Source organism: Arthrobacter sp. (assembly GCF_031988865.1).
Classification (GTDB): domain Bacteria; phylum Actinomycetota; class Actinomycetes; order Actinomycetales; family Micrococcaceae; genus Arthrobacter_B.
The window spans coordinates 1-25,141 of record NZ_DALZXY010000022.1 but is presented as its reverse complement, the minus strand read 5'-3'; the positions used below and the strand labels follow the sequence as shown (position 1 = coordinate 25,141).

24 protein-coding genes and 1 pseudogene are annotated in these 25,141 nt (G+C 65.5%); 23 read left to right on the top strand and 2 right to left on the bottom strand.

Annotation, left to right across the window (positions count from 1 at the left end):
* The 13 genes and pseudogenes from RTN46_RS06175 to glmM all read left to right on the top strand — a co-directional run.
* Positions 1 to 206, top strand: a pseudogene (locus RTN46_RS06175) (carbohydrate ABC transporter permease); the annotation flags it as partial.
* A 55-nt stretch (positions 207 to 261) separates the two neighbouring features.
* Complete coding sequence (locus RTN46_RS06170) at positions 262 to 1,647, top strand: ABC transporter substrate-binding protein (RefSeq protein WP_312179870.1); 1,386 nt, start codon at positions 262 to 264, stop codon at positions 1,645 to 1,647.
* Complete coding sequence (locus RTN46_RS06165) at positions 1,644 to 2,447, top strand: glycerophosphodiester phosphodiesterase family protein (RefSeq protein WP_312179869.1); 804 nt, start codon at positions 1,644 to 1,646, stop codon at positions 2,445 to 2,447. The genes RTN46_RS06170 and RTN46_RS06165 overlap by 4 nt, the downstream gene beginning before the upstream one ends.
* A gap of 156 nt (positions 2,448 to 2,603) precedes the next feature.
* Positions 2,604 to 2,825 carry a translation initiation factor IF-1 gene (gene infA / locus RTN46_RS06160; protein WP_055239372.1) on the top strand — a complete coding sequence of 74 codons (222 nt, stop codon included), beginning with the start codon at positions 2,604 to 2,606 and terminating at the stop codon, positions 2,823 to 2,825.
* A gap of 66 nt (positions 2,826 to 2,891) precedes the next feature.
* Complete coding sequence (gene rpmJ / locus RTN46_RS06155) at positions 2,892 to 3,005, top strand: 50S ribosomal protein L36 (protein WP_012397712.1); 114 nt, start codon at positions 2,892 to 2,894, stop codon at positions 3,003 to 3,005.
* A 186-nt stretch (positions 3,006 to 3,191) separates the two neighbouring features.
* On the top strand, positions 3,192 to 3,569 hold the full coding sequence (gene rpsM, locus RTN46_RS06150; RefSeq protein WP_312179861.1) for a 30S ribosomal protein S13: 378 nt from the start codon (positions 3,192 to 3,194) through the stop codon (positions 3,567 to 3,569).
* Between the two features lie 67 nt (positions 3,570 to 3,636).
* Positions 3,637 to 4,038, top strand: coding sequence for a 30S ribosomal protein S11 (gene rpsK / locus RTN46_RS06145; protein ID WP_066295874.1), 402 nt, complete (start codon positions 3,637 to 3,639; stop codon positions 4,036 to 4,038).
* Positions 4,039 to 4,228: 190 nt separating this feature from the next.
* Positions 4,229 to 5,239, top strand: coding sequence for a DNA-directed RNA polymerase subunit alpha (locus RTN46_RS06140; protein ID WP_066295871.1), 1,011 nt, complete (start codon positions 4,229 to 4,231; stop codon positions 5,237 to 5,239).
* Positions 5,240 to 5,301: 62 nt separating this feature from the next.
* Positions 5,302 to 5,856, top strand: coding sequence for a 50S ribosomal protein L17 (gene rplQ / locus RTN46_RS06135; protein ID WP_312179859.1), 555 nt, complete (start codon positions 5,302 to 5,304; stop codon positions 5,854 to 5,856).
* A 38-nt stretch (positions 5,857 to 5,894) separates the two neighbouring features.
* Positions 5,895 to 6,821 carry a tRNA pseudouridine synthase A gene (locus RTN46_RS06130; RefSeq protein ID WP_312179857.1) on the top strand — a complete coding sequence of 309 codons (927 nt, stop codon included), beginning with the start codon at positions 5,895 to 5,897 and terminating at the stop codon, positions 6,819 to 6,821.
* Positions 6,822 to 7,106: 285 nt separating this feature from the next.
* Positions 7,107 to 7,550 carry a 50S ribosomal protein L13 gene (gene rplM, locus RTN46_RS06125; RefSeq protein ID WP_066295859.1) on the top strand — a complete coding sequence of 148 codons (444 nt, stop codon included), beginning with the start codon at positions 7,107 to 7,109 and terminating at the stop codon, positions 7,548 to 7,550.
* Between the two features lie 39 nt (positions 7,551 to 7,589).
* The gene (rpsI, locus tag RTN46_RS06120) at positions 7,590 to 8,087 is read left to right on the top strand and encodes a 30S ribosomal protein S9 (RefSeq protein WP_312179856.1); all 498 of its coding nucleotides are present in this window, start codon (positions 7,590 to 7,592) and stop codon (positions 8,085 to 8,087) included.
* A gap of 469 nt (positions 8,088 to 8,556) precedes the next feature.
* Positions 8,557 to 9,927, top strand: a complete 1,371-nt coding sequence (gene glmM, locus RTN46_RS06115; protein WP_312179854.1) for a phosphoglucosamine mutase — start codon at positions 8,557 to 8,559, stop codon at positions 9,925 to 9,927.
* 53 nt (positions 9,928 to 9,980) lie between these two features.
* Here the strand turns inward: glmM and mscL are convergent, their stop codons facing one another.
* The gene (gene mscL, locus RTN46_RS06110; protein WP_312179852.1) at positions 9,981 to 10,442 is read right to left on the bottom strand and encodes a large conductance mechanosensitive channel protein MscL; all 462 of its coding nucleotides are present in this window, start codon (positions 10,440 to 10,442) and stop codon (positions 9,981 to 9,983) included.
* Positions 10,443 to 10,484: 42 nt separating this feature from the next.
* Positions 10,485 to 11,465 (bottom strand): type I pantothenate kinase, encoded by a 981-nt coding sequence (gene coaA / locus RTN46_RS06105; RefSeq protein ID WP_312179850.1) that lies wholly within the window; start codon positions 11,463 to 11,465, stop codon positions 10,485 to 10,487.
* Positions 11,466 to 11,578: 113 nt separating this feature from the next.
* Between coaA and glmS the strand changes: the two genes are divergently transcribed.
* The 10 genes from glmS to tsaE all read left to right on the top strand — a co-directional run.
* Positions 11,579 to 13,456, top strand: coding sequence for a glutamine--fructose-6-phosphate transaminase (isomerizing) (gene glmS / locus RTN46_RS06100; RefSeq protein ID WP_312179848.1), 1,878 nt, complete (start codon positions 11,579 to 11,581; stop codon positions 13,454 to 13,456).
* 22 nt (positions 13,457 to 13,478) lie between these two features.
* Complete coding sequence (locus RTN46_RS06095) at positions 13,479 to 13,829, top strand: holo-ACP synthase (protein WP_312179846.1); 351 nt, start codon at positions 13,479 to 13,481, stop codon at positions 13,827 to 13,829.
* A 10-nt stretch (positions 13,830 to 13,839) separates the two neighbouring features.
* A complete protein-coding gene (locus RTN46_RS06090; protein WP_312179844.1) occupies positions 13,840 to 15,357 on the top strand; it encodes an NAD(P)H-hydrate dehydratase in 1,518 nt (505 codons plus the stop codon).
* Positions 15,358 to 15,447: 90 nt separating this feature from the next.
* On the top strand, positions 15,448 to 17,637 hold the full coding sequence (glgX, locus tag RTN46_RS06085) for a glycogen debranching protein GlgX (protein WP_312179842.1): 2,190 nt from the start codon (positions 15,448 to 15,450) through the stop codon (positions 17,635 to 17,637).
* Entirely contained in the window at positions 17,634 to 19,961 is a 2,328-nt protein-coding gene (treY, locus tag RTN46_RS06080) for a malto-oligosyltrehalose synthase (RefSeq protein ID WP_312179840.1), read from the top strand. Before glgX ends, treY begins: the two co-directional genes overlap by 4 nt.
* Positions 19,958 to 21,718, top strand: a complete 1,761-nt coding sequence (gene treZ / locus RTN46_RS06075) for a malto-oligosyltrehalose trehalohydrolase (RefSeq protein WP_312179838.1) — start codon at positions 19,958 to 19,960, stop codon at positions 21,716 to 21,718. The genes treY and treZ overlap by 4 nt, the downstream gene beginning before the upstream one ends.
* Positions 21,719 to 21,771: 53 nt before the next feature.
* On the top strand, positions 21,772 to 22,818 hold the full coding sequence (gene mgrA, locus RTN46_RS06070; protein ID WP_312179836.1) for an L-glyceraldehyde 3-phosphate reductase: 1,047 nt from the start codon (positions 21,772 to 21,774) through the stop codon (positions 22,816 to 22,818).
* Between the two features lie 23 nt (positions 22,819 to 22,841).
* Positions 22,842 to 23,399 (top strand): GNAT family N-acetyltransferase, encoded by a 558-nt coding sequence (locus RTN46_RS06065; protein ID WP_312179834.1) that lies wholly within the window; start codon positions 22,842 to 22,844, stop codon positions 23,397 to 23,399.
* A 35-nt stretch (positions 23,400 to 23,434) separates the two neighbouring features.
* Positions 23,435 to 24,646, top strand: coding sequence for an alanine racemase (alr, locus tag RTN46_RS06060; protein WP_312179833.1), 1,212 nt, complete (start codon positions 23,435 to 23,437; stop codon positions 24,644 to 24,646).
* On the top strand, positions 24,643 to 25,141 hold a 499-nt coding region (gene tsaE / locus RTN46_RS06055; RefSeq protein ID WP_312179831.1), incomplete at its 3' end, for a tRNA (adenosine(37)-N6)-threonylcarbamoyltransferase complex ATPase subunit type 1 TsaE. The genes alr and tsaE, both read left to right, overlap by 4 nt.

The window sequence follows — 25,141 nt, the reverse complement described above, 5'->3', positions numbered from 1 at the left end:
ACCTCTGGCCGCTGCTGGTCGTGGACAAGGCGGACATGATGACCCTTCCAGTCGGGCTGACGCTGCTGCAGAACAACGACGGCGTCACCAACTGGGGCGTACTAATGGCCGGGACAGTCCTGGTCACCGTGCCGGTGCTCGTCCTGTTCTTCGTCCTCCAGCGCCGGATCGTCTCCGGCCTGACCTCCGGTGCCGTCACCGGCTGAGCCCGAAAACCACTCCAACCACCCTCACTTCAGCACCCATAAACCGAAGGAAACCATGAACAAGCGCTTTGGCCCTGCCACCCTGCCCGCTGCCGTCCTTCCCGGCGCCGGACTTTCCCGCCGGAATATCCTGGCACTCGCCGGAATCCTCGGAGGCGCAGCCGCATTGGCCGCCTGCGGCGGCCCCTCGACCGCCGGTGAAGGTGGAGCCGTGAAGGCGGCCGGGACCGACTGGCAGGCCGTGACTCCAGCGAAAAAGATCACCTGGTGGTCCAACCACCCCGGGGCATCCAAACCGGTCGAGGAGGAACTGATCCGCCGCTTCTCCCAGGAGACGGGCATCGAGGTTGAGCTGGTCACGGCCGGCGCGAACTACGACGAAGTCGCCCAGCGCTTCCAGTCCTCGGCTGGAACTGACAACGTGCCGGACCTGGTCGGCGCCAGCGATGTCTGGTGGTTCCGTTACATGATCAACGGACAGATCATTCCGGTCGACGACCTCGCCGTGCACCTTGCGGTCGATACCGCCGACTACAACCAGGGCCTGTACAACGACTACCAGTTCGGCGACAACCACTGGGCGTTCCCCTACGCCCGCTCCACGCCGCTGTTCTACTACAACCGGGACCTGTTCAAAGCTGCGGGACTGCCGGACCGCGCACCGAAGACCTGGACTGAATACAACGAGTGGGCTCCGGCGCTGGCCGCGGCCAACAACGGAGCCGTCCCAATGTCGCTGGGCTCGGACACCTCCTGGTCGGCCTGGTGGTTCTGCAACATCATGTGGGGCATGGGCGGCGCCTACTCGGAGCAATGGACCCTCAAGCTTGATGATCCAAAGACTGTCGAAGCAGGTGAGTTCCTCCGCCGGATGATGAACCGGGACAGGACGGTGACCGTGTCCGCAGCGGACTACATTGCCGACTTCACCGCCGGGGTGAGTACCTGCACCATCGCCTCCACCGGTTCACTGAGCGGGATCCTCGAAGCGGCGAAGTTCGACGTCGGCACCGGGTTCCTGCCCGAGGGCCCGGACGGCGCTGCCTGCCCCACCGGCGGCACCGGAATCGCCATCGCCGCGGGCAAGTCTCCGGAACAGCAGCTGGCAGCCGCCATGTTCCTCAAGTTCATCGGCGAGCCGGAGCAGACCGCCTACTTCTCCGCGAACACCGGCTACATGCCGGTCCGTACCTCCGCAGCGGACGGACAAACCATGCAGGCCGTCTACGCGAAGGCCCCGCAGTTCCGGACGGCCGTGGATCAGCTGGCCACCACCCGGGTCCAGGACTGGGCCCGCTCGTTTGTTCCCTCCGGTGACCAGGCACTGACCACCGCTTTGGAGAAAATCATGCTGCAGGACATCCCGGCAGCCGAGGCGTTCGCCGGTGCCGCGGAAGCGATCAGCAAATCCTTCGAGCAGAACGTGGAGCCGTACCTGTGAGCCTGCGCCCGCCCCGTACCGGGGCGGTGCTGAACATCGCCCACCGTGGGAATTCCGCGCAGGCCCCCGAAAACACCCTGGCCGCCTTCGCTTCGGCAGCGGCGGCCGGTGCCGGGATGATCGAGACTGACCTGCAGCTCAGCGCCGATGGCAAGGTGGTGCTCATTCACGACGGCTCCCTGGCCCGGACCGCCGGCACTAGTCTGCAGGTGGCGCAGGCAACGGCAGATCGGCTGCGTGCCGCTGACGCCGGGTCCTGGTTCGCGCCGGAATTCACCGGGGAACGGATTCCGGACCTGGAAGACCTCCTTGTCTTTGCTGCGGGCCACCCCGGCATCGGCTGGCTCCTGGAGTTCAAAGGGGAGTGGACGGTCGAGGAGCTGGTTCCCGTGACGGAGGCCCTGCAGCAGGAGACGGGCGGATTGGGGGAGCGCTGCCTGCTTCAAGGGTTCTCTCGCACAACGGTGAAGAACCTCCTGGCAGCGGCACCGGACCTGTTGCGGGGACTGCTGATCGCCGTACCACCGCCTGCGGGCAGCGAAGCTGAGCTCCTGGAGTTCCTGGCCGACGTCGGCGCTGCCGCCTGCAATCCGCACGGTGCGGTGCTGGCCGCTGCTCCGGAACTGGTGGACAGTCTGCACGCCAACGGGCAGGTAGTCTATGCATGGACGCTGAATGAGCCGGCCCATTGGGAGGCGGCGGTGTCGGCCGGTGTGGACGGAATCATCACCGATCACCCGGCCGGACTCGCAGCCTGGATGCGGCTGGCCGTACCCCATACGAGCGTCCAGGGGATTTAACTTATCGGGCATCGTACCGTAGAGTTATCTGTTGGTTGTCTCTACATTCGTGCCCTTTTCCATCCGGATAATCCGGCCGGTCGGGACCGGATAGGACACCAAAAACCAAAACCGCCGCCCGCGGAATCAAGGGCGGCACAGACGTTAGCGGAGGATATGGCCAAGAAAGACGGCGTCATAGAGATTGAGGGCTCGGTCAACGAAGCCCTGCCCAATGCGATGTTCCGCGTTGAGCTGGCCAACGGCCACATTGTGCTCGCACACATCTCGGGAAAGATGCGTCAACACTACATTCGCATCCTCCCCGGAGACCGCGTTGTAGTGGAACTTAGCCCGTACGACCTCACCCGGGGCCGTATCGTCTACCGCTACAAGTAACAATATGGCTCCGGTGTCTCCGAAGGAGATCCGGAGTTCAACCCTGCAACCACGCAAAGGAAAACCATGAAGGTCCAGCCGAGCGTCAAGCAGATCTGCGATAAGTGCAAGGTGATTCGCCGTAACGGCCGAGTCATGGTGATCTGCGAGAACCCGCGCCACAAGCAGCGCCAGGGCTAATTAGCGGTAAACGTCCAAGGACCCGCAGGGGACCTGGGGCACGCTAAGCCCACGCGTAGTAGTAATTGAATATGGCAGTACAGCGTCTGATACGCGTGACGCACACCCCCGGTACGGAGGCCGGGGACCTGGAAACGGGGACGTACTGCTTCAGACCTCCGGTAATACCAAAGGAGAACCGCCAATATGGCACGTCTCGCCGGCGTAGACATTCCCCGCGAAAAGCGGGTAATCATTGCGCTTACCTACATCTACGGCGTGGGCAAGACCCGTGCAGAGCAGACCTTGGCAGAGACCGGCATCAGCCCGGATACTCGCGTCAAGGACCTCACCGATGCTGAGCTCGTTCAGCTGCGTGACTACATCGAGGGCAACTTCAAGGTTGAGGGTGACCTTCGCCGCGAGGTAGCAGCAGATATCCGCCGCAAGGTTGAGATCGGCAGCTACCAGGGCATCCGTCACCGCCGCGGCATGCCCGTACATGGCCAGCGCACCAAGACCAACGCTCGTACCCGCAAGGGCCCGAAGCGCACCGTTGCCGGTAAGAAGAAGGCTGGCCGCTAAATAACGCGGTCCAGGCCATGACCTGCACTGTCAGGTCACCTATTCCAAACTCTTTGTAGGAGAAGTAATGCCCCCCAAGACTCGTGGAGCGGTACGCAAACCGCGTCGCAAGGATAAGAAGAATATCGCGCTCGGCCAGGCGCATATCAAGAGCACTTTCAACAACACCATCGTGTCCATCACGGACCCGTCCGGTGCTGTTATCTCATGGGCTTCCGCCGGTGAGGTTGGCTTCAAGGGTTCCCGCAAGTCCACCCCGTTCGCTGCACAGATGGCTGCTGAAGCCGCTGCGAAGCGCGCCCAGGAACACGGCGTCCGCAAGGTCGACGTCTTCGTAAAGGGCCCGGGATCGGGACGCGAGACCGCCATCCGGTCGCTGCAGGCCACCGGCCTGGAAGTTGGCACCATCCAGGATGTCACCCCGAGCGCACACAACGGCTGCCGTCCCCCGAAGCGCCGCCGCGTCTAATTCGCATTCGTTGCCGGTGCCGGAACTGCCCGTCGGGTCTGTCCTGCTTTTAGCAGGCCAGGCCCGAAGGGCGGTCCGGCCCGGGTGCGAGGCTGCTAGCCGTCCAAGACGCCCGCGGGAGACCCCGTCGTCGTCGTTTCCACCATTTGTGCTGCGTCATATAGCGGACGCTCGCTGAAAGGAAATGCAAGTGCTCATTGCACAGCGCCCCACCCTCACAGAAGAAGTCGTAGCTGACAACCGCTCCCGGTTCATCATCGAACCGCTGGAACCGGGCTTTGGCTACACCCTCGGCAACTCCCTTCGCCGTACGCTGCTTTCCTCCATCCCCGGTGCTGCCGTAACCAGCATCCGCATCGATGGAGTTCTGCACGAGTTCACCACCGTTCCGGGCGTTAAGGAGGATGTCACTGAGATCATCCTGAACGTCAAGAACCTGTCGGTGTCCTCCGAGCATGACGAGCCCGTCGTGGCCTACCTGCGCAAGCAGGGCCCCGGCGTCGTCACCGCTGCGGACATTGCTCCGCCGGCCGGCGTGGAGTTCCACAACCCGGATCTGCACATCGCCACCCTGAACTCGAAGGGCAAGTTCGAACTCGAACTGACCATCGAGCGTGGACGTGGCTACGTTTCCGCAAGCCAGAACAAGTCCGGCGACCAGGAGATCGGCCGTATCCCGGTTGACTCCATCTACTCGCCGGTCCTGAAGGTGACCTTCCGCGTGGAGGCCACCCGTGTCGAGCAGCGCACCGACTTCGACCGCCTGATCGTCGACGTCGAAACCAAGGATGCCATTGCACCGCGCGACGCCGTCGCGTCCGCAGGCACCACCCTGGTTGAGCTCTTCGGCCTGGCCCGTGAACTGAACACTGCGGCTGAAGGCATCGAAATCGGTCCGAGCCCCACGGATGCCGCCCTGGCAGCCGACATGGCCCTGCCGATTGAGGACCTTGAGCTGACCGTGCGCTCCTACAACTGCCTCAAGCGCGAAGGCATCCACAGCGTGGGTGAACTCGTAGCCCGCTCCGAGGCTGACCTGATGGACATCCGCAACTTTGGTGCGAAGTCCATCGACGAGGTGAAGGCAAAGCTGGTCGAACTGGGTCTGTCCCTGAAGGATTCCCCTCCCGGGTTTGACCTTGCAGCCCGCGCCGCAGCCATTGAAGAGGACGAGTCCGAATTCTCGGACGACGAGCTCTAACTACGCAAAATTTATGCCGCCGTGCCTGAGCACAGTGCGGCACCGTTTGAGGAGAAAATGTAATGCCTACACCCACCAAGGGTAAGCGCCTCGGAGGCAGCCCGGCTCACCAGCGCCTGATGCTGGCGAACCTGGCCGCACAGCTGTTCGAGCACAAGCAGATCACCACCACGGTGACCAAGGCCAAGCGCCTGCGTCCCTACGCAGAACGCCTGATCACGTTCGCAAAGCGCGGAGACCTGTCTTCCCGCCGCCGCGTCCTGGCCCTGATCTCTGACAAGGGCCTCGTCCACGAGCTCTTCACCGAGATCGCACCGGCCGTTGCCCAGCGCGACGGCGGTTACACCCGCATCACCAAGATCGGCAACCGCAAGGGCGACAACGCTCCCATGGCCGTCATCGAACTGGTGCTGGAACCGCTTTCTGCCAAGCAGTCTGTTGTTGCCGAGGCGTCCACCGCCGCTGCAGCCGCTGCCCCGGCTCCGGTTGCTGAGTCTGCCGATTCCGCCGATTCCGGCGAGTCCGCTGATTCGGCTGAATCCGCCGATTCCGCAGAGTCCGCCGACTCGGCTGAATCCGCAGACGAAGCTGCAGAAGCGACCGAAGAGAAGAAGTAATTCTCTGATTGCTTTGCTCTGCCCTTAATATTGAGGGTATGAGTATCGAGAAACCCGCCGTCCCGCATCTGGACGGCGGGTTTCTTCGTATCCGGCTGGACCTCTCCTACGACGGAGCGCCCTTTGCCGGCTGGGCTGCACAGCCCGGACGCCGCACCGTCCAGGGAACGCTGGAGGCAGCCCTTGCCGTGCTGATCCGCAGGCCCGTGCGCGTGACCGTCGCCGGGCGAACTGACGCCGGTGTCCACGCCCGCAGCCAGGTCGTCCACTTCGACCTCACGGAATCAGAGTGGCGCTCCCTGGCACGGGATGACCAGGACCCAGCCATTGCGCTGCGGCGCCGGCTGCGCGGGGTGCTCAACCGCGAATTGACCCTTCCGCTGAAGGATGCCGGAGCCTCCAGGCGGGCTGCAGGAGCCCTCGCGGGTGCGATCGAGGTCCGTGGCGTCTCTGAGGCTCCCGCGGGATTCGACGCGCGCTTCTCGGCCCTGTGGCGCAGGTACAGCTACCGGATCGCAGACCGGGAGGCGGCCTGGGATCCGCTGTTCCGCAACATTAGCCTCTGGTACAAAGTTCCGGTCGACGAGGACGCGATGAATCAGGCCGCTGCCGGGGTGCTGGGTATCCAGGACTTCCTCTCCTTCTGCAAGCCGCGCGTGGGGGCCACCACCATCCGCGAACTGCAGGAGTTCTCCTTCACCCGTGGACCCGACGGTGTGCTTACGGCACACCTCCAGGCCGATGCCTTCTGCCACAACATGGTGCGCTCCCTGATTGGTGGTGCGCTGCTGGTCGGAGCGGGGGAGCGGCGGCCGCAGTGGCTGGCGGAACGGATGTTCGCGCGGATCCGGGACTCGAAATCCATCCTGGCCCCGCCGCATCCGCTGGTGCTGGAGGAAGTGCGGTATCCCGACGCCGAGCAGCTGCTGATCCGGGCAGAAATGACCCGTGCCCGAAGGGCGTAGAAGAGGGCATAGAATAGTCAGGACAGTCGCGTGCGCCGGACTTTGACCTGGCCCGGCAAGCAAGCTATTGTTTATAGTCGTTGTGCGTGTCCTACCTCGATAGGTCTATGCCCACGGGAGCGGCTCAGTTGCAGAGCCACCTGGCCCCGGGGAGATAGCCGAGAACTCAGGACCACTGGTTACATCAGTCCTCACCTGACCGTCCGGTAACGCATAGAGAAGCTGCGCGGCGTATGGCATCCATACGCGGCGCGCCACCTAAGAAGAAGAAACGAAGGCAAAAACGTGCGTACGTACACCCCGAAGCCCGGCGACATCAACCGCCAGTGGCACGTCATTGACGCCACCGACGTTGTCCTAGGCCGTCTTGCCAGCCAGACCGCAACACTGCTGCGCGGAAAGCACAAGCCGACCTTTGCCCCCCACATGGACATGGGCGATTTCGTCATCATCATCAACGCTGAGAAGGTTGCCCTGACCGGCGCCAAGCTCGAACAGAAGCGTGCCTACCGCCACTCGGGTTACCCGGGCGGCCTGTCCTCCGTAAACTACGCAGAACTGCTGGAGAAGAACCCGGTGCGCGCAGTTGAGAAGGCCATCCGCGGCATGCTGCCCAAGAACTCCCTCGCTGCACAGCAGATGGGCAAGCTGAAGGTATACGCCGGTGCTGAGCACCCGCATGCCGCTCAGCAGCCCAAGACCTTCGAAATCACCCAGGTCGCCCAGTAGTTCTGGCCCGCCAACTAAGAAATTAATTCAAGGAGAATCGTGGCTCAGAACACTGAAGAGCTGAATGACAACACCGAGGAGCTCACCAGCTACACCTCGGAAAGCACCGACGCTGCCCAGGCAGACGTCAAAGAACGCCCGGCTCTGACCGTTGCCGGTTCCGCTGTTGGCCGCCGCAAGGAAGCCATTGCCCGCGTCCGGGTTGTCCCGGGTACCGGCAAGTGGATCGTCAACGGCCGCGAACTGGACGATTACTTCCCGAACAAGCTGCACCAGCAGGAAGTCAACGAGCCGTTCAAGCTTCTTGACCTCGACGGCGCATACGACGTTATCGCCCGTATCCACGGTGGCGGCGCATCCGGCCAGGCAGGCGCACTGCGTCTCGGCGTAGCTCGCTCGCTGAACGAGATCGACCGCGAAAACAACCGCCCCGCCCTGAAGAAGGCCGGCTTCCTGACTCGTGACGCCCGCGTCATCGAGCGCAAGAAGGCAGGTCTCAAGAAGGCCCGCAAGGCACCTCAGTACTCCAAGCGCTAATTCAGCGCTACCCAGGTTGCGGCCGCTGGAGCGTCCGCAACCTGGGGCCCTCGCGCTGAATTGGCGCTTGGCTCCACAAGCGCTGATTCGGCGCTTGGCTCCACAAGCGCTGATTCGGTGCTTGGGGTCACGAGCGGTGATTCGGTGCTTGAGTTCACGAATGCTGGTTCAGCGTTTGGGTTCACAAGCGCTGGCTCAGTGCGCGGATTCACAAGTGCTGACATGCGTACAGAAAACCCCCGGCTTCGGCCGGGGGTTTTCTGCTTAAATCACTGGTCAGCCGCGTGGGGGTAGCCGGAATGGTCCAGGGCCTGCACGGAGTGATCCGGTCAATCCGGCGCAGCGCGCAGCGCAGCGTTTGGGCGCAGGACTTGCTTCGGTGGCAGAATAGGCGCGGGGGTTGCAAGCGGGAACCCCTGCTGGGCTACTGCATGCTTGGTTACTACATGCTGTTAAGGATTCTTTGAACATGACACGACTGTTTGGTACCGACGGTGTTCGGGGACTGGCCAACGGCCTTATCACGGCAGAAGTAGCCCTGGGGCTCGCACAGGCTGCCGCCGTCGTCCTGGGACACCGCCAAGTGGCGGCCGGCAAGCGACCGGTAGCTGTCGTGGCGCGTGACCCGCGGATCAGCGGAGACTTCATCTCCGCCGCCGTCGAGGCCGGGCTCGCGAGTTCCGGGGTGGATGTTTACGACGCCGGGGTTCTCCCAACCCCCGCGGCTGCCTATCTCGTGGCAGACCTTAATGCCGACTTCGGTGTCATGATTTCGGCCTCCCATAATGCGGCCCCGGACAATGGGATCAAATTCCTGGCCCGCGGCGGGCAGAAGCTCGATGACGCGCTCGAAGACGCGATCGAAGCGGAAATGGCAGCGCCGAACCTGCGCCCCACCGGGGCTGCGGTTGGCCGGATCCAGCGCTTTGCAGACGCGGAGGACCGCTACATCGTCCACCTGCTGCAGACCCTCCCGCACCGGCTCGATGGCATCAAGGTGGTCCTGGACTGCGCGCACGGCGCCGCCAGCGGCTGCTCCCCGCAGGTGTTCGCCGATGCCGGTGCCGAAGTAGTGGTGATCGGTGCTGACCCCGACGGCATCAACATCAACGACGGCTACGGATCCACGCACCTGGAACCCCTGCAGGCCGCCGTCCTGGAGCACGGTGCGGATCTGGGCATCGCGCACGACGGCGACGCGGACCGCTGCCTGGCGGTGGACGGCGAAGGTAACATCGTCGATGGTGACCAGATCATGGCCATCATGGCCGTAGCCATGAAGACGTCCGGAGAGCTGAAGGACGACGCCCTTGTAGCCACTGTCATGAGCAACCTTGGCCTGAAGCTTGCGCTGCGGGAGGCTGGCATCAGTATCCGCGAAACCGGCGTAGGCGACAGGTACGTGCTGGAAGCCATGCGGGAAGGCGGCTACAGCCTCGGCGGCGAGCAGTCCGGCCACGTGATCTTCTCCAAGTACGCGACCACCGGCGACGGTGTCCTCACGGGCCTGCAGCTGGCCGCCCAGATGGCCCGGACGGGCCGCAGCCTGAAACAGCTCGCGAGCATCATGGACAAGCTGCCCCAGGTGCTCATCAACGTCAAGAACGTGGACAAGGGCGCTGCCTCCTCCAACGACGCCGTCCGGCAGGCCGTGATCGATGCCCAGGAGAAGCTCGGGGAAACCGGGCGTGTACTGCTCCGCCCCTCCGGAACCGAGCCACTGGTCCGGGTGATGGTCGAAGCGGCAGACATGCAAACCGCACAGACGGTTGCCGAGAAGCTGGCAGCAACCGTGGAGGCCAACCTCTCGCTGGCTGCATCCGAAGGCGCCGGCGTCTAAAACGTATCCGCTGGGCCGGCCCGCCGCCGGAATACCGGCCCAGCTGTGGGGAATCAGCCCCTGGAACTGCCGAGAGGCTGGCTCGCTGAACCGGAGACGCCGGTTTGGCTGGAGACGCCGGTTTGGCTGGACTGGCTGATGAGGGCGTCCCGGATTTCGGTCAGCAGCACGATCTGCGGGTCCGCTGGTTCGGCCGGCACGATGCCGAGGCGGCGGTTGCGCCGCTCGATCATCTTGTTCATAGGCAGCACGATCACGAAGTACACGGTCGCGGCGATGAGCAGGAAGTTCACGACGGCGGTGAGCAGCACCCCGAAACTTATGGTGTTTCCGTTGAGCTCCACAACTGCGAAACGCTCGAAGTTCGGTGATCCAACGAGGGCAGAAATGAACGGCATAAGGACGGCGGAGACCATCGCGTTGATGACGGCGCTGAAGGCAGTTCCGATGATGACGGCAACGGCCAGGTCAAGGACGTTGCCTTTCAGGATGAATTCTTTGAACCCTTTGAGCATTGGCCCAGACTACCGGTATGGGCGTGGCCGGGCGGCAAGGCCTTAGGTCTTGCGCAGGAGCATCCTCGTGACGGAATGGTCCGCATCCTTGGTGAGGACCAGCTGGGCCCGCCCCCGGGTCGGCAGGACGTTCGTCACGAGGTTCGGCTCGTTGATCCGCTTCCAGATGCCCAGCGCCGTTTCCCGTGCCTCATGGTCGGAGAGACCGGCGTAACGGTGGAAGTAGGAGGCCGGATTAGCGAAGGCGCCGCTGCGCAGCGACTGGAACCGCTGGACGTACCACTCCTCAATGTAGGAGGTCCGTGCATCCACGTAGATCGAAAAGTCGAAGAAATCGCTGAGCGCCAGGCCCGAGCGTCCGTCCGTGCGGGTCCGTGCCGGTGCCAGGACGTTGAGCCCTTCCACGATCAGGACGTCCGGACGGTGGACGACGATTTCCGAATCCGGAACGATGTCATAGGTCAGGTGTGAATACCGCGGTGCACGCACTTCTTCGGCCCCGCTCTTGACCGCGCTGACGAAGCGCAGCAGCCGCCGGCGGTCGTAGCTCTCGGGGAAGCCTTTGCGTTCCATCAAACCGCGGCGCTTAAGTTCTGCGTTGGGGTAGAGAAAACCGTCGGTGGTGATGAGCTCGACGTTGGGGGTGTCCGGCCAGCGCCGCAGCATTTCCCGAAGCACACGGGCCGTGGTGGATTTGCCGACGGCGACGGACCCGGCGACCCCGATCACGAACGGTGTCCGCGTGGTCTTCTCACCGAGGAAGGTGGTGGTCGCGCTGTGCAGCTTGCCGGCTGCCGCCACGTAGAGATTCAGCAGCCGGGAGAGCGGCAGATAGACCTCGCGCACCTCATCCAGGTTCAGTTGGTCGCCAAGTCCGCGCAGGCGCGTGATGTCGTCCTGGTTGAGGGGTGACTCGATTTCGTGGGACAGCCGTGACCAGGTCTGCCGGTCCAGTTCAACGAAGGGAGTGAAGTTGGTCTCGTGGCCGTTTCCCGGCGTTGACTTAGGAGTTGGTTCGGTCACTCTAGGAATTGTGCACTGCCGCGGCGGTCATTCCAAACATGGATCAACTACGGGGGCGCTGAGCGGGGCCGGCATTTCGACCGACAGCGACCACTGCCGGTAGTCTTAGGTCCATGTGTGGAATCGTAGGATATACCGGCCGCCCGGGCGCCGCAGCAGCTATTGGGCATAGCGCCCTGGACGTCGTTATGGAGGGGCTGCGCCGCCTCGAATACCGCGGTTATGACTCAGCCGGCGTCGCCGTGCTGACCGACGCCGGGATGGAGTCCCGCAAAAAGTCGGGAAAGCTGGCCAACCTGGTCGCCGAGCTGAAGAATTCTCCGCTTCCTGAGGCCACCACCGGCATCGGCCACACCCGCTGGGCAACCCACGGCGGGCCCACCGATGGAAATGCCCACCCGCACCTGGCGGATAACGACCGCCTTGCCGTCATCCACAACGGCATCATCGAGAACTTCGCCGAGCTGAAGCAAGAGCTCCTCGCCGCGGGCGTCGTTTTCCGCTCGGAAACCGACACCGAGGTTGCCGCTGCCCTGCTGGGCCGCATTTACGCCTCCACCGGAGACCAGGACCTGGCGCGCAGCATGCAGCTTGCCTGCCAGCGCCTTGAAGGTGCCTTCACCCTGCTCGCCGTGCACGCCGATTCCCCGGACACCGTGGTCGCCGCCCGCCGGAACTCCCCGCTCGTCGTCGGGCTTGGCGAGGGTGAGAACTTCCTCGGCTCCGACGTTTCCGGCTTCATCGACTTCACCCGCCGGGCCGTGGAACTGGGCCAGGACCAGATCGTCACGATCACCCCCGAGTCCGTCGAAATCACCGACTTCTTCGGCGTACCCGCCGAGGGGACCGAATTCGAGGTCAACTGGGACGCTGCCGCAGCGGAAAAGGGCGGCTACGACTCCTTTATGGAGAAGGAAATCAACGACCAGCCCCAGGCTGTGGCCGACACCCTGCTGGGCCGCTTCGATGCCGATGGACGCCTGACTCTTGATGAGCTGCGCGTCAGCACCGAGGAACTGAAGTCGATCAACAAGATCATGGTCCTGGCCTGCGGCACTTCCGCCTACGCCGGCCAGGTTGCCAAGTACGCCATCGAGCACTGGTGCCGCATCCCTGTGGAGGTCGAGCTCAGCCATGAGTTCCGCTACCGTGATCCGATCGTCGACTCCAACACCCTGATCGTGGCAATCTCCCAGTCCGGGGAGACCATGGATACGCTCATGGCCGTGCGCTACGCCAAGGAACAGGGCGCCAAGATCCTGTCCATCTGCAACACCAACGGATCCACCATTCCGCGCGAAGCGGATGCCGTGCTCTACACCCACGCCGGACCGGAAATCGCCGTCGCCTCCACCAAGGCCTTCCTCGCCCAGATCACCGCGACCTACCTGCTGGGCCTCTACCTCGCACAGGTGCGCGGCGCAAAGTTCCAGGGCGAAATCAAGGACATCCTGGCTGACCTGGCCAAGGTTCCCGCCAAGATCCAGCAGGTGCTCGACAACGCCGGTGCGATCAAGGAACTCGGCCAGCTGATGGCCGGCACTTCCTCGGTGCTTTTCCTCGGCCGCCACGTCGGCTTCCCCGTCGCCATGGAAGGCGCCCTGAAGCTCAAGGAACTGGCGTACATCCACGCCGAGGGCTTCGCCGCCGGCGAGCTCAAGCACGGACCGATCGCGCTGATCGAGGAAGGCCAGCCGGTCTTCGTCGTTGTACCCTCGCCCCGCGGCCGGGATTCGCTGCATGCCAAGGTCGTGTCCAATATCCAGGAAATCCGGGCCCGCGGCGCGAAGACCATCGTCATCGCCGAAGAAGGGGACGACGCCGTCAAGGCCTACGCCGAGCACGTCTTCTACGTCCCGGAGACACCCACACTGCTGGCTCCGCTGCTGACCACCGTTCCGCTGCAGATCTTCGCCTGTGCCCTGGCTACCGCCAAGGGATACGACGTCGACCAGCCGCGTAACCTGGCCAAGTCCGTAACCGTCGAATAAGCAGGCAGAACCGGGGGAACCAATGATTGTCGGAATTGGCGTTGACGTCGTAGACCTAGAGCGTTTCGGGCGTCAGCTCGAGCGGACCCCCGGGCTCCGGGCACGGCTCTTCGTCCCTGCGGAACGGGAGTTGAACCTGCGTTCCCTGGCGGCACGGTTTGCCGCGAAGGAGGCCGTGGCCAAGGCCCTTGGCGCTCCGGCCGGCATGAACTGGCAGCACTGCCAGGTGGAACTGGATGCCTCCGGCGCACCGCGTGTGCGCGTCGAAGGAACCGTCGCCGCCGCAGCGGAGGCCAAGGGCGTACGCACCTGGCACCTCTCCCTGAGTCACGACGGCGGCGTCGCCACTGCCATGGTGGTAGCCGAGGGCTAATCTGGTACGCATGATCAGTGCGTATTCCGGGACCGCCGTACGGGCAGCAGAACAACCGCTTCTGGACTCCGGTGCCGGGCCGGCGCTGATGCAGACGGCCGCCTATGGCCTCTATCAGGCCGCCGCGCTGCTCCTCACCAGCAGGCGTGGACGCGTTTACGGATCCAAGGCCGTGGTCCTGGCCGGCGCGGGCAATAACGGCGGCGACGCGCTGTACGCCGCTGCCCGCCTGATCGCGCGCGGCGGCAGCGCCACCGCTATCCTTACCTCCACGGCCGTCCACCTCGAGGCCCTCGCCGCGTTCCGTAGCCGCGGCGGAAAAACCCTGCGCCTCACCGAAGCCAACACCGGCGCGGTCCTGGACCTCTGCCGGCGTTCCGACCTGGTGCTCGACGGGATTCTCGGGACCGGGGGCAGGGGAGGCCTCCGAGCCCCGGCCGCAGGACTGGCCGCGCTGGAACCGGCGCGCCTGCGCCGCGGCCAGTTCCCCGCCGTCGTCGCCTGCGATCTGCCCAGCGGGATTAATGCCGATACCGGGGAGGTTGCCGGGGCCTACCTGCGCGCCGACCTGACAGTGACGTTCGGGGCGCCTAAGACGGGGCTCATGACCGGCCCCGGGGCAGAGGCGGCCGGCCGGATCGAGTGCGTGGACCTCGGCCTCTCCCAATACCTGGAAACTCCCGGCGTGCTGCGCCTGGAGGACACGGACATCGCGGACCTGGTTACGGCGCCGCAGCCCGGCGATCACAAATACAGCCGCGGAGTGCTCGGTATCGCGGCGGGATCGGCAACCTACCCGGGGGCGGCGGTCCTGGCCACCGGTGCCGCCCTGGCCACCGGCGTCGGCATGGTCCGCTTTCTGGGACCAGAACCGGTGCGCCGGCTGATCAACCTGGGGCATCCCGAAGCGGTCTGCTCGGAGGGGGCGGTGCAGCAGGCGCATGTGCAGGCCTGGGTGGCCGGCCCCGGCGCGGGGGAGGACGACGGCCAGCGCCGCAGGGCGGTGGACGCCATGGCCTCCGGGCTTCCCGCCGTGATCGATGCCGATGCCATCTCCGCCGTCAAGCCGGGCTTGGGGCCGCAGGTCATCCTCACGCCCCACGCCGGCGAAATCACCGCGCTGCTGAACTCCCTGGGCCTGGGTCTTGAGCGGAGCGAGGTTGAAGCCGATCCGCTGACCTATGTTCGGAAGGCGGCAGAGCTGACCGGAGCGACCGTGCTGCTCAAGGGCTGGGCCACCCTGGTGGCGGCCCCCGGCGGCCCGGTGTACAGCCAAGCGGAGGCCACTCCCTGGCTGGCGACGGCCGGCAGCGGCGATACGCTCTCCGGCATCCTGGGTGCGCTGCTGGCCACCGACAAGACCGGCTCTTCCGGGCCTGCCGGGTCCGGGCACTATGCCAGGCTGGCGGCGGCAGCGGCCAGCATCCACGGCAGGGCTGGGGCATTGTCCGCCGTCGGTGGCCCGGTCGAGGCCTCCGGGCTGCCCGCGAGCATCCGCCAGGTCATGGCGAGCTTCCTGGGAGACTGAGCGTCCCGGGCCCTGTGGCGGCTGACATACTGTAGAAAAGTAAGCAGGCATAGTATTTACCTGCCACCCCACAGCAGTCAGGAGCTCTGAATGGAAGTCTGGCCCGGAGATGCATACCCGCTGGGTGCCACGTATGACGGCAACGGCACCAACTTCGCCCTGTACAGCGAGGTGGCGGAATCCGTAACCCTCTGCCTGTTCGCCGACGACGACGGGTCCGAGTCCCGCATCTCCCTGACCGAAGTGGACGGGTACGTCTGGCATTGCTATCTGCCGCACGTTGTGCCCGGGCAGAAATACGGATACCGGGTGGACGGCCCCAATGATCCGCCGGAGGGCAACCGCTGCAACCCGAACAAGCTCCTCCTGGACCCGTACGCCAAGGCTGTCGCTGGGCAGGTCGACTGGGACCAGTCCCTGTTCGGCTACAACTTCGGCGACGAGGACTCCCGCAACGACGAGGATTCCGCTGCCCACATGATGAAGGGCGTGGTCATCAACCCGTACTTCGACTGGGACGGGGACCGCCGCCCCCGCACCGAGTACCACCAGTCGGTGATCTACGAAGCCCATGTGAAGGGGCTGACCCGGCAGCACCCCGAGGTCCCCGAGGAACAGCGGGGAACCTACGCCGGCATCGCCCACCCGGCAGTGATCGCGCACCTGCAGAAACTGGGCGTCACCGCCCTGGAGCTGATGCCCGTCCACCAGTTCGTCAACGACTCGACGCTGCAGGAGAAGGGCCTCTCCAACTACTGGGGCTACAACACCATTGGCTTCTTCGCCCCGCAGAACACCTATGGCGCCACCGGAGACGCCGGCCAGCAGGTCCAGGAATTCAAGGCGATGGTGAAAACCCTGCATCTGGCCGGCATCGAAGTGATCCTGGACGTGGTCTACAACCACACCGCCGAAGGCAACCATCTGGGGCCCACGCTGTCCTTCCGGGGCATCGACAACGCGGCGTATTACCGGCTGATGGAGGATGACAAGCGGTACTACATGGATTACACCGGCACGGGTAACTCCCTGAACGTCCGGAACCCGCATTCGCTGCAGCTGATCATGGACTCGCTGCGGTACTGGGTCACGGAGATGCACGTGGATGGCTTCCGCTTCGACCTCGCATCCGCGCTGGCCCGCGAGTTCTACGACGTCGACCGGCTTTCCAGCTTCTTCGAACTTGTGCAGCAGGACCCGGTGGTCTCCCAGGTCAAACTTATTGCCGAGCCCTGGGACATCGGCCCCGGCGGCTACCAGGTGGGGAACTTCCCGCCGCAGTGGACGGAATGGAACGGCAAATACCGGGACACGGTCCGCGACTTCTGGCGCGGAGAGCCCTCCACGCTTGGCGAATTCGCGTCCCGGATCACCGGGTCGGCGGACCTGTATGAAACCTCCGGCCGGCGCCCGGTGGCCTCCATCAACTTTGTCACCGCCCATGACGGCTTCACCCTGCAGGACCTGGTCTCCTACAACGAGAAGCACAACGAAGCCAACGGCGAGGACAACAACGACGGCGAATCCCACAACCGCTCCTGGAACTGCGGCGTCGAGGGGCCCACGGATGATCCGCAGGTGCAGTCCCTGCGGGCACGCCAGCAGCGGAACTTCCTGGCCACCCTGTTGCTCTCCCAGGGTGTGCCCATGATCGCGCACGGCGATGAGCTGGGACGCACGCAGAACGGCAACAACAACACGTATGCCCAGGACTCAGAGCTCAGCTGGATCAACTGGGAGCAGATGGACGCACCGCTGATGGAATTTGCCTCCGCGGTCAGCAAGCTCCGCGCCGAACACCCCACCTTCCGCCGCCGCCGGTTCTTCGACGGACGCCCGGTTGCCAGGGGCGAGGGCGATGCCTTGCCGGACATCGTCTGGCTGAATGACGATGGCAGTCCCATGCAGCCCGAGGACTGGGACACCCAGCTGGGCCGTACCCTCGGGGTGTTCCTGAACGGGCAGGGGATCCTCGGCACTGACCGCCGCGGCCAGCGGATCACGGATCTGAACTTCCTGCTTTACTTCAACGCCGACGACGACGCCGTTACTGTTACGGTCCCGTCCAAAGAGTACGGCGACCTGTGGGACCAGGTAATCGACACCGCCGGTGAATACGCTGACTCCGAGCCGGTCACTGCGGACAGCAAGATCTCAGTGGCGGCGAAGTCCATGGTTGTGCTGCGGGTGCACCCCCGGGAGGAGGAAGTCCACGACCACTCGGTAGCGGCGTCGCTGGCGGCGCTCGCGGGCGCCAAGACCCGGGAGAGCGTTGTATGAGGACACCGGCCTCGACCTACCGGCTGCAGCTCCACGCAGGGTTCACCCTTTACGACGCCGCTGACCTGGTTCCCTACCTCAAGGACCTCGGAACGGACTGGATCTACCTCTCGCCCCTGCTGACGGCAGAGGAGGGATCGACCCACGGCTACGATGTGACGGACCCGTCGAGGATCGATCCAGCCCGCGGAGGTGCGGAGGGCTTCCGCGCCCTGGCCGGGGCAGCGCACGCCGCAGGAATGGGGGTGCTGGTAGACATCGTGCCGAACCATATGGGAGTGGCAACGCCCCGCGCCAACCGCTGGTGGTGGTCCGTGCTCCGCGAGGGCCCGGACTCGCGCTATGCCGAGGCCTTCGATATTGACTGGGCGGCCGGCGGCGGGAAACTGAAGCTCCCAGTCCTGGGGGAAGGCGGCGACGAACTCGATAAGCTCCGGATCGCCGATGGGGAACTGCGCTACTACGACCACGCTTTCCCTATCGCCGAAGGAACACTCCTCCCCGGAGACACCGCGCAGGACGTGCATGCCCGGCAGCATTACGAACTCATCAGCTGGCGCCGGGCGGACGATGAACTAAACTACCGGCGGTTTTTCGGCATCACCACCCTGGCCGGGGTGCGGGTAGAGGTGCCGTGGGTCTTCGAGGAAAGCCATGCCGAGATCCGGCGCTGGTTCCGGGAGGGGCTGGCCGACGGCCTGCGGATCGACCATCCGGACGGGCTGGCCGATCCGGCCGGTTACCTGCGCCGCCTGGAGGAGCTCACCGGCGGTGCCTACGTGCTGGTCGAGAAGATCCTCGAATTCGACGAAGTGCTCCCGGAGGCCTGGGCCGTTGCCGGAACCACCGGCTATGACGCCCTCGCCGAGGTGGACCGGCTCTTCATCGATCCGGATGCCGCCCCGGCGCTGACGGAGGCTGCCGGGGCTGAGCCCTACCGCCACCTGATCCACGACACCAAACGCGCGGTCGCGGACGGCCTGCTCCACTCCGAGGTGCAGCGCCTGGCCAGGCTGGTCCCGGCGGAGACGGGGCTCGGGATACCGGCGGCCGCCGATGCGCTCGCCGAACTGCTGGCCTGTTTCCCCGTCTACCGCAGCTACCTTCCTGATGGTGCAGCGTACCTGGAGGAGGCAGGCCGTGCCGCCCGGGTCCGCCGCCCCGACCTGGACGCCGCCTTCGACAAGCTACTTCCACTGCTGGCCGGGGACGCCGGAGGAGCGCGCGGAGCAGGCCTCGGGGAGCTTGCCCTCCGCTTCCAGCAGACCTCCGGCATGGTGATGGCAAAGGGTGTTGAGGACACCGCTTTCTACCGCTACACCCGGCTCACCTCGCTCAACGAGGTCGGGGCGGACCCGTCCATCTTCGCGCTCGAACCCTATGACCTCCACCTTCGGATGCTCCGAAGGCAGCAGGAGGCCCCGGCGTCCATGACGGCGCTGAGCACCCATGACACCAAAAGGAGCGAAGACACCCGGGCCCGGATCAGCGTCCTTTCAGAGCTGCCGCAGGAATGGGCGGACCTCGTTTCCGAACTCGAAGGGCTGGCTCCACTGGGAGACCGGGCCCTGGCCGACCTGCTCTGGCAGGCACTCGTTGGCGCCTGGCCGCTTGAACGGGACCGGGCACATGCCTATGCCGAGAAAGCTGCCCGGGAAGCCGGCCAGGGCACCAGCTGGACCGCGCCGGACGAGGCTTTCGAGAAGGCGCTCCATGCCGTGGTTGATGCCGCCTACGACCACCCGGGCGTACATTCGCTGCTGGTGGCCTTCGCCGGGCGGATCACCGCCGCGGGGCGCTCCAACGCCCTTGGCGCCAAGCTGGTCCAGCTGACCATGCCCGGTGTCCCGGACGTTTACCAGGGGACCGAACTGTGGGACCACTCGCTGGTGGACCCGGACAACCGCCGTCCGGTCGACTTTGGCCTGCGTGCCGCACTGGCCGCCGACGCCGACAGCCGTGACACCGGACCGGTTCCGCCCGTTGACGGGTCCGGGGCCGCCAAGTTCCTTGTGACCCGGGAAGCCCTGCGGCTGCGCCGGGACCGTCCGGACCTGTTCACCGGCTACACCGCCCTGAGCGTGCAGGGTCCGGCCGCCGGACACTTCTTCGGGTTCGACCGCGGCGGCGCCCTGACGCTGGTTACCCGGCTGCCGCTTGGACTGGAAGCATCCGGTGGTTGGAAGGGAACCGCGGTCCAGCTGCCCGCCGGAACGTACCGGGACCGGCTCACCGGTGCCCGCTACTCCGGAGGAGAGCTGGCAGCCGCGGCCGTGTTCAGCAAATATCCGGTGGCACTGCTGGCCCGGGAGGAGGAACCGTGAGCACGGACTTCGACGTCTGGGCGCCGAACGCCCAGACCATGAGGCTCCTGGCCGACGGCCAGGAACTGCAGATGAGCCGCGGCCGCGACGGTTGGTGGCATACCCAGCACGCCGAACTGGACGGCGATATTGATTACGGGTACCTGATCGACGAATCCACCACGCCGGTCCCTGACCCACGGTCCCGCCGCCAGCCGGCCGGCGTCCACGGGCTCTCCCGCACCTTCGAGCCGGATACCTATGAGTGGCATGACGCCGGCTGGGTGTCCCCGGGGCTGTCCGGTGGCGCCATTTACGAGCTGCACGTTGGAACGTTCACCCCGGAGGGGACCCTGGAAGCCGCGGCGCAGAAGCTGGGCTACCTGGCGGACCTGGGCATCCAATACATCGAGCTGATGCCGGTCAACGCGTTCAACGGAACGCATAACTGGGGATACGACGGCGTGCTCTGGTACGCCGTCCACGAAGCCTACGGCGGCCCCCGCGCCTATCAGCGTTTCGTCGACGCCGCCCACCAGCAGGGCCTGGGGGTTATCCAGGACGTGGTTTACAACCACCTCGGACCGAGCGGCAACTATCTGCCCCTGTTCGGCCCGTACCTGCAGCAGGGCAGCGCCAACAGCTGGGGCGACTCGGTGAACCTGGACGGGCCAGCCTCGGATGCCGTCCGCCAATACATCCTGGACAACGTCGAAATGTGGTTCCGGGACTTCCACGTTGACGGTCTCCGGCTGGACGCGGTCCACGCCCTAAAGGATGAACGGGCTGTCCACCTCCTGGAGGAGATCGCCGCGCTGACGGACACCGTCGGAGCGGACCGGGGCAGCCGGCTGTTCCTGATCGCCGAGTCAGAGCTGAATGACCCCCGGCTCATCACACCGCGCACCCGGAACGGGTACGGACTGGCGGCGCAGTGGTCCGACGACTTCCACCACGCCGTGCACTGCAACCTGACCGGAGAAACTGACGGCTATTACGCGGACTTCGCTTCCTTGGACGCACTCGCCAAGGTGCTCCAGGACGGGTACTTCCACAATGGCACCTACTCCTCCTTCCGCGGGCGCAGCCACGGGCGGCCCCTGGACAAGAGCACCATCACCGCCCGCCAGCTCGTTGTGGCGGCCCAGAACCATGACCAGATCGGGAACAGGGCAGCGGGGGACCGGCTGTCACAAACACTGGGCTACGAGCAGCTGGCGCTCGCGGCCGTCCTCACCCTGGCCTCCTCCACCACCCCCATGATTTTTATGGGGGAAGAGTTCGGCGCATCCACGCCGTGGCAGTTCTTCACCTCCCACCCGGAGGAGGACCTCGGCCGGGCGACGGCGGAAGGCCGGCTGCAGGAGTTCGCCCGGATGGGCTGGGATCCCTCGAGCGTGCCGGATCCCCAGGATCCACGGACCTTCCAGGATTCGAAACTGGACTGGTCCGAAACGGAGACGGGCCGTCATGCCAGGCTCCTGGCACTGTACCGGGAGCTCCTGGCGCTGCGGCGTACTGTTCCTGAACTGACGGATCCGGACTTCCGCAACATCAGTGTCGACTTTGATGAAGCCGCGGGGTGGTTGAGCATCCAGCGGGGGCGGGTGGTTGTTGCCCTCAACTTCGCGGATTCCCCGCGGGAGCTGCCCCTGCCGCTGCCGGGTCCCGTGAAGATTGCCCTGCAGACCGCGCCCGCCGCAGCCCATGACGGCGCCATCGAGCTGCCCGCGTACGGCGCGGCCATCGTGACCGGCAGCCAGGGCCCGCGGCCCTGACAGGACGCGCGGGGTTCCTCGATTCGCCGCTGAAGCGGTGGCAGGATGGGGCCATGACTTACACCCCGGCCGAGGGCCGCTACGATTCCATCCCCTACCGCCGCGTTGGCCGCAGCGGACTGCAGCTGCCTGCCGTGTCCCTTGGGCTCTGGCACAACTTCGGTGATGACAAGGATTTCGATACGCAGCGGGCAATCCTGCGTCGGGCGTTTGACCTGGGCGTTACGCACTTTGACCTGGCGAACAACTACGGTCCGCCCTACGGTTCTGCCGAGACGAACTTCGGGCGCCATCTCCGGGACGACTTCCGCCCTTACCGCGACGAACTGGTGATCTCCACCAAGGCCGGCTACGACATGTGGCCGGGCCCGTACGGCAACTGGGGTTCACGCAAGTACCTGCTGTCCAGCCTGGACCAGTCCCTGAAGCGGATGAGCCTGGACTACGTGGATATTTTCTACAGCCACCGGCCTGACCCGGAGACCCCGCTGGAAGAAACGATGGGCGCGCTGGACACAGCCGTGCGGTCCGGCCGGGCGCTCTACGCCGGCATCTCCTCCTACTCGCCGGAGAAAACGATCGAGGCCGCCCGGATCCTGCGCGAAATGGGCACACCGCTGCTGATCCACCAGCCCTCGTATTCAATGCTGAACCGCTGGGTGGAGCGCGGGGAACCCAACCTGTTCCAGGTGCTGGAAGAGGTGGGGGCCGGTTCCATCGCGTTCTCGCCGCTGGCGCAGGGGCTCCTGACCAGCAAGTACCTCGGCGGGGTCCCTGAGGGTTCCCGGGCGGCGGCCGGGAAGTCCCTGGACCCGTCCCAGCTCTCGGATGAGAACCTGGAACGGGTGCGGGGACTGAACCGCATCGCCGAATCGCGGAACCAGACTCTGGCCCAGATGGCGATCGCCTGGGTGCTGCGGCCGCAGAGCGGCGGAGGGGCCGTGACGTCCGCGCTGGTCGGAGCTTCCAGTGTGGGCCAGCTCGAAGACAGCCTTGCCGCCGTGCAGAACCTTGACTTCTCCGACCAGGAACTGGCAGACATCGAGACCTATGCCCAGGACGCTGACATCAACCTGTGGGCGGCTGCACTTGATGCCTAGGCCGGATCAGGGGAGGAAGCCCCATGGCACCGGCGCTGCCTGCTGAGCCGCATCCGACCGGCCCTCCGGCCGAAGGGACGATCCGAATCCGCCGGGCCGCTGCCTCGGACTGGGCGCAGATCTGGCGGCTAATGGAGCCTATTGTCCGTGCGGGGGATACCTACTGCTGGGACCAGGACCTGGACGACGACGGCGCCCGCCGGTTGTGGTTCGAACCACCTCCGGCACGGGTGTATGTGGCCGAGGCCGAGGGCCGGATCCGCGGCACTGCCCTGCTGCATCCGAACCGGGGCGGCGGGGGCAGCCATGTGGCCACTGCCTCTTTTATGACCGATCCGGCGGCGTCGGGCCGGGGGATCGCCCGGAAACTGGCGCAGCACGTCCTGGCGGAGGCCGCCGCCCAGGGGTACCTCGCCATGCAGTTCAACGCCGTGGTGGAAACGAACGTGCGCGCCGTCGCGCTCTGGCAGTCCCTCGGATTCCGGATCCTGGCCACCGTTCCGCGTGCCTTCCGGCACCCTTCGGCCGGGCTCACCGGACTCCATATAATGCACATGGACCTCACGGAGCACGGGGCATGACCCGTGCCGGGGCTGAGAAATGGAAGAATGGACCCGTGAATTACCTCGAAGCTGTTCCCCCGGCGGAGCGTAGTGCCGTCGTCGACCTCGCCGCTATCCGGCATAACGTCCGCCAGTTCGCGGAAATCGTCCAGCCGGCCCGCCTGATGGCGGTCGTGAAGGCTGATGCCTACGGTCACGGTGCGCTCGAAGTTGCGCGGGCCGCCGTGGATGCAGGGGCGGCCTGGCTCGGCACCGCCCATATTTCCGAGGCGCTCGCGCTGCGCACCGGCGGGATCTCGGCTCCCCTGATGGCCTGGCTGCATACGGTGGAAAGCGACTTTTCCGCAGCCGTCGCCGCGAATATCGACATCGGCGTCTCCGGCTGGGAACTGGAGGCCGTTGTGGCAGCCGCCCGGGAACTGGAAGTGCCGGCGCGGGTGCACCTGAAGATCGACACCGGGCTGGGCCGCAACGGTTGCCCGGAAGAGCTCTGGGAGTCCTTTGTGGGGCAGGCCCTGGCCTACCAGGAGGACGGCCTGATCAGGGTCGTGGGAATCTTCTCGCACCTCGCTGTCGCGGACGAACCGCAGCGGCGGGAAACGGATCTGCAGCTGCAGAAGTTCCGCGAGGCGGTCGCCGTCGCGGAGGACGCGGGCGTGGACCATGAGGTCCGGCACATTGCCAACACCCCGGCAGCCCTGTCGCGGCCGGATTCCCACTTCGATATGGTCCGGGTGGGCCTGGGAATCTACGGCCTCTCGCCGTTCGCTGGGCAGTCCTCCGAAGAGCTGGGGCTGCGTCCGGCAATGACGCTGAAGACGACCATCGCCAACTGCAAGCCCGTTCCCGCGGGACAGGGTGTCTCTTACGGGCTGCACTACCAGACCTCCGGGCCGACCACGCTGGGCCTGGTGCCCATGGGGTACGCCGACGGGATTCCCCGGGTCGCCACCGGCGGTCCGGTCATGGTGAACGGGGAAGTTTTTCCGGTCGTTGGCAGGATCGCGATGGACCAGATGGTCATCGATCTGGGACGGACCGGAATCGCAGGCACCCCGGAGTCCTTTGTTGGCCAGGAAGCTGTCCTCTTTGGTGGCGAGGGTGCGCCCAGCGTCGACGAGTGGGCGGCAGCCAGTGGCTCCATCAACTATGAGATCGTCACGCGGATCAGCGGGCGGGTTCCCCGCAGCTACGTGGATACCGATGTTCCGGCAGACGCAGGCGAGGCCGGCGAAGCCAGCTCAGCCGAGCCGGCTCTGCCATGAACCGGACGCCTGACAGCCACGGCGCGGGCCCGGGGATAGCAGGCGGCGCCTTCCCGGAGGGCGGAGCCAGGGCATGGGAGCAGGAGTACCGGACCTTCGGGTCCGCCCAGACCCAGGAGCTCGCCCGACGGCTGGGGGAAGTACTTCGCCCCGGCGACCTGCTGCTCCTGGCCGGGGAACTGGGCGCCGGCAAAACCACCTTCACCCAGGGCCTCGGCGAGGGGCTCGGCGTGCGCGCCGGGATTATTTCCCCCACCTTCGTCCTGGTGCGCATCCACCCCGCGCTCGGCACCGGGCCGGACCTGGTGCACGTGGACGCCTACCGGCTGGGATCTCCGGGGGAAATTGACGACATCGACTTGGAAAACACCATGGACACGTCCGTCACGGTGGTCGAGTGGGGCAAGGGGATGGTGGAGCATCTGGCCGAAAGCCGCCTGGAGGTAACGCTGCTGCGCGCCACCGGAGGACAGCCGGGCAGGGACGGAGAATTGG

Excerpts from the sequence above, each read along its gene's own strand:
- RTN46_RS06090 (WP_312179844.1), top strand. The coding sequence starts at position 13,840 with ATGATCAGTGCGTATTCCGGGACCGCCGTACGGGCAGCAGAACAACCG.
- glgX (WP_312179842.1), top strand. The coding sequence starts at position 15,448 with ATGGAAGTCTGGCCCGGAGATGCATACCCGCTGGGTGCCACGTATGAC.
- RTN46_RS06065 (WP_312179834.1), top strand. The coding sequence starts at position 22,842 with ATGGCACCGGCGCTGCCTGCTGAGCCGCATCCGACCGGCCCTCCGGCC.
- RTN46_RS06095 (WP_312179846.1), top strand. The coding sequence starts at position 13,479 with ATGATTGTCGGAATTGGCGTTGACGTCGTAGACCTAGAGCGTTTCGGG.
- rplQ (WP_312179859.1), top strand. The coding sequence starts at position 5,302 with ATGCCTACACCCACCAAGGGTAAGCGCCTCGGAGGCAGCCCGGCTCAC.
- RTN46_RS06170 (WP_312179870.1), top strand. The coding sequence starts at position 262 with ATGAACAAGCGCTTTGGCCCTGCCACCCTGCCCGCTGCCGTCCTTCCC.
- rpmJ (WP_012397712.1), top strand. The coding sequence starts at position 2,892 with ATGAAGGTCCAGCCGAGCGTCAAGCAGATCTGCGATAAGTGCAAGGTG.
- treY (WP_312179840.1), top strand. The coding sequence starts at position 17,634 with ATGAGGACACCGGCCTCGACCTACCGGCTGCAGCTCCACGCAGGGTTC.
- RTN46_RS06130 (WP_312179857.1), top strand. The coding sequence starts at position 5,895 with ATGAGTATCGAGAAACCCGCCGTCCCGCATCTGGACGGCGGGTTTCTT.
- glmS (WP_312179848.1), top strand. The coding sequence starts at position 11,579 with ATGTGTGGAATCGTAGGATATACCGGCCGCCCGGGCGCCGCAGCAGCT.
- mscL (WP_312179852.1), bottom strand. The coding sequence starts at position 10,442 with ATGCTCAAAGGGTTCAAAGAATTCATCCTGAAAGGCAACGTCCTTGAC.
- rpsK (WP_066295874.1), top strand. The coding sequence starts at position 3,637 with ATGCCCCCCAAGACTCGTGGAGCGGTACGCAAACCGCGTCGCAAGGAT.
- infA (WP_055239372.1), top strand. The coding sequence starts at position 2,604 with ATGGCCAAGAAAGACGGCGTCATAGAGATTGAGGGCTCGGTCAACGAA.
- rpsM (WP_312179861.1), top strand. The coding sequence starts at position 3,192 with ATGGCACGTCTCGCCGGCGTAGACATTCCCCGCGAAAAGCGGGTAATC.
- mgrA (WP_312179836.1), top strand. The coding sequence starts at position 21,772 with ATGACTTACACCCCGGCCGAGGGCCGCTACGATTCCATCCCCTACCGC.
- glmM (WP_312179854.1), top strand. The coding sequence starts at position 8,557 with ATGACACGACTGTTTGGTACCGACGGTGTTCGGGGACTGGCCAACGGC.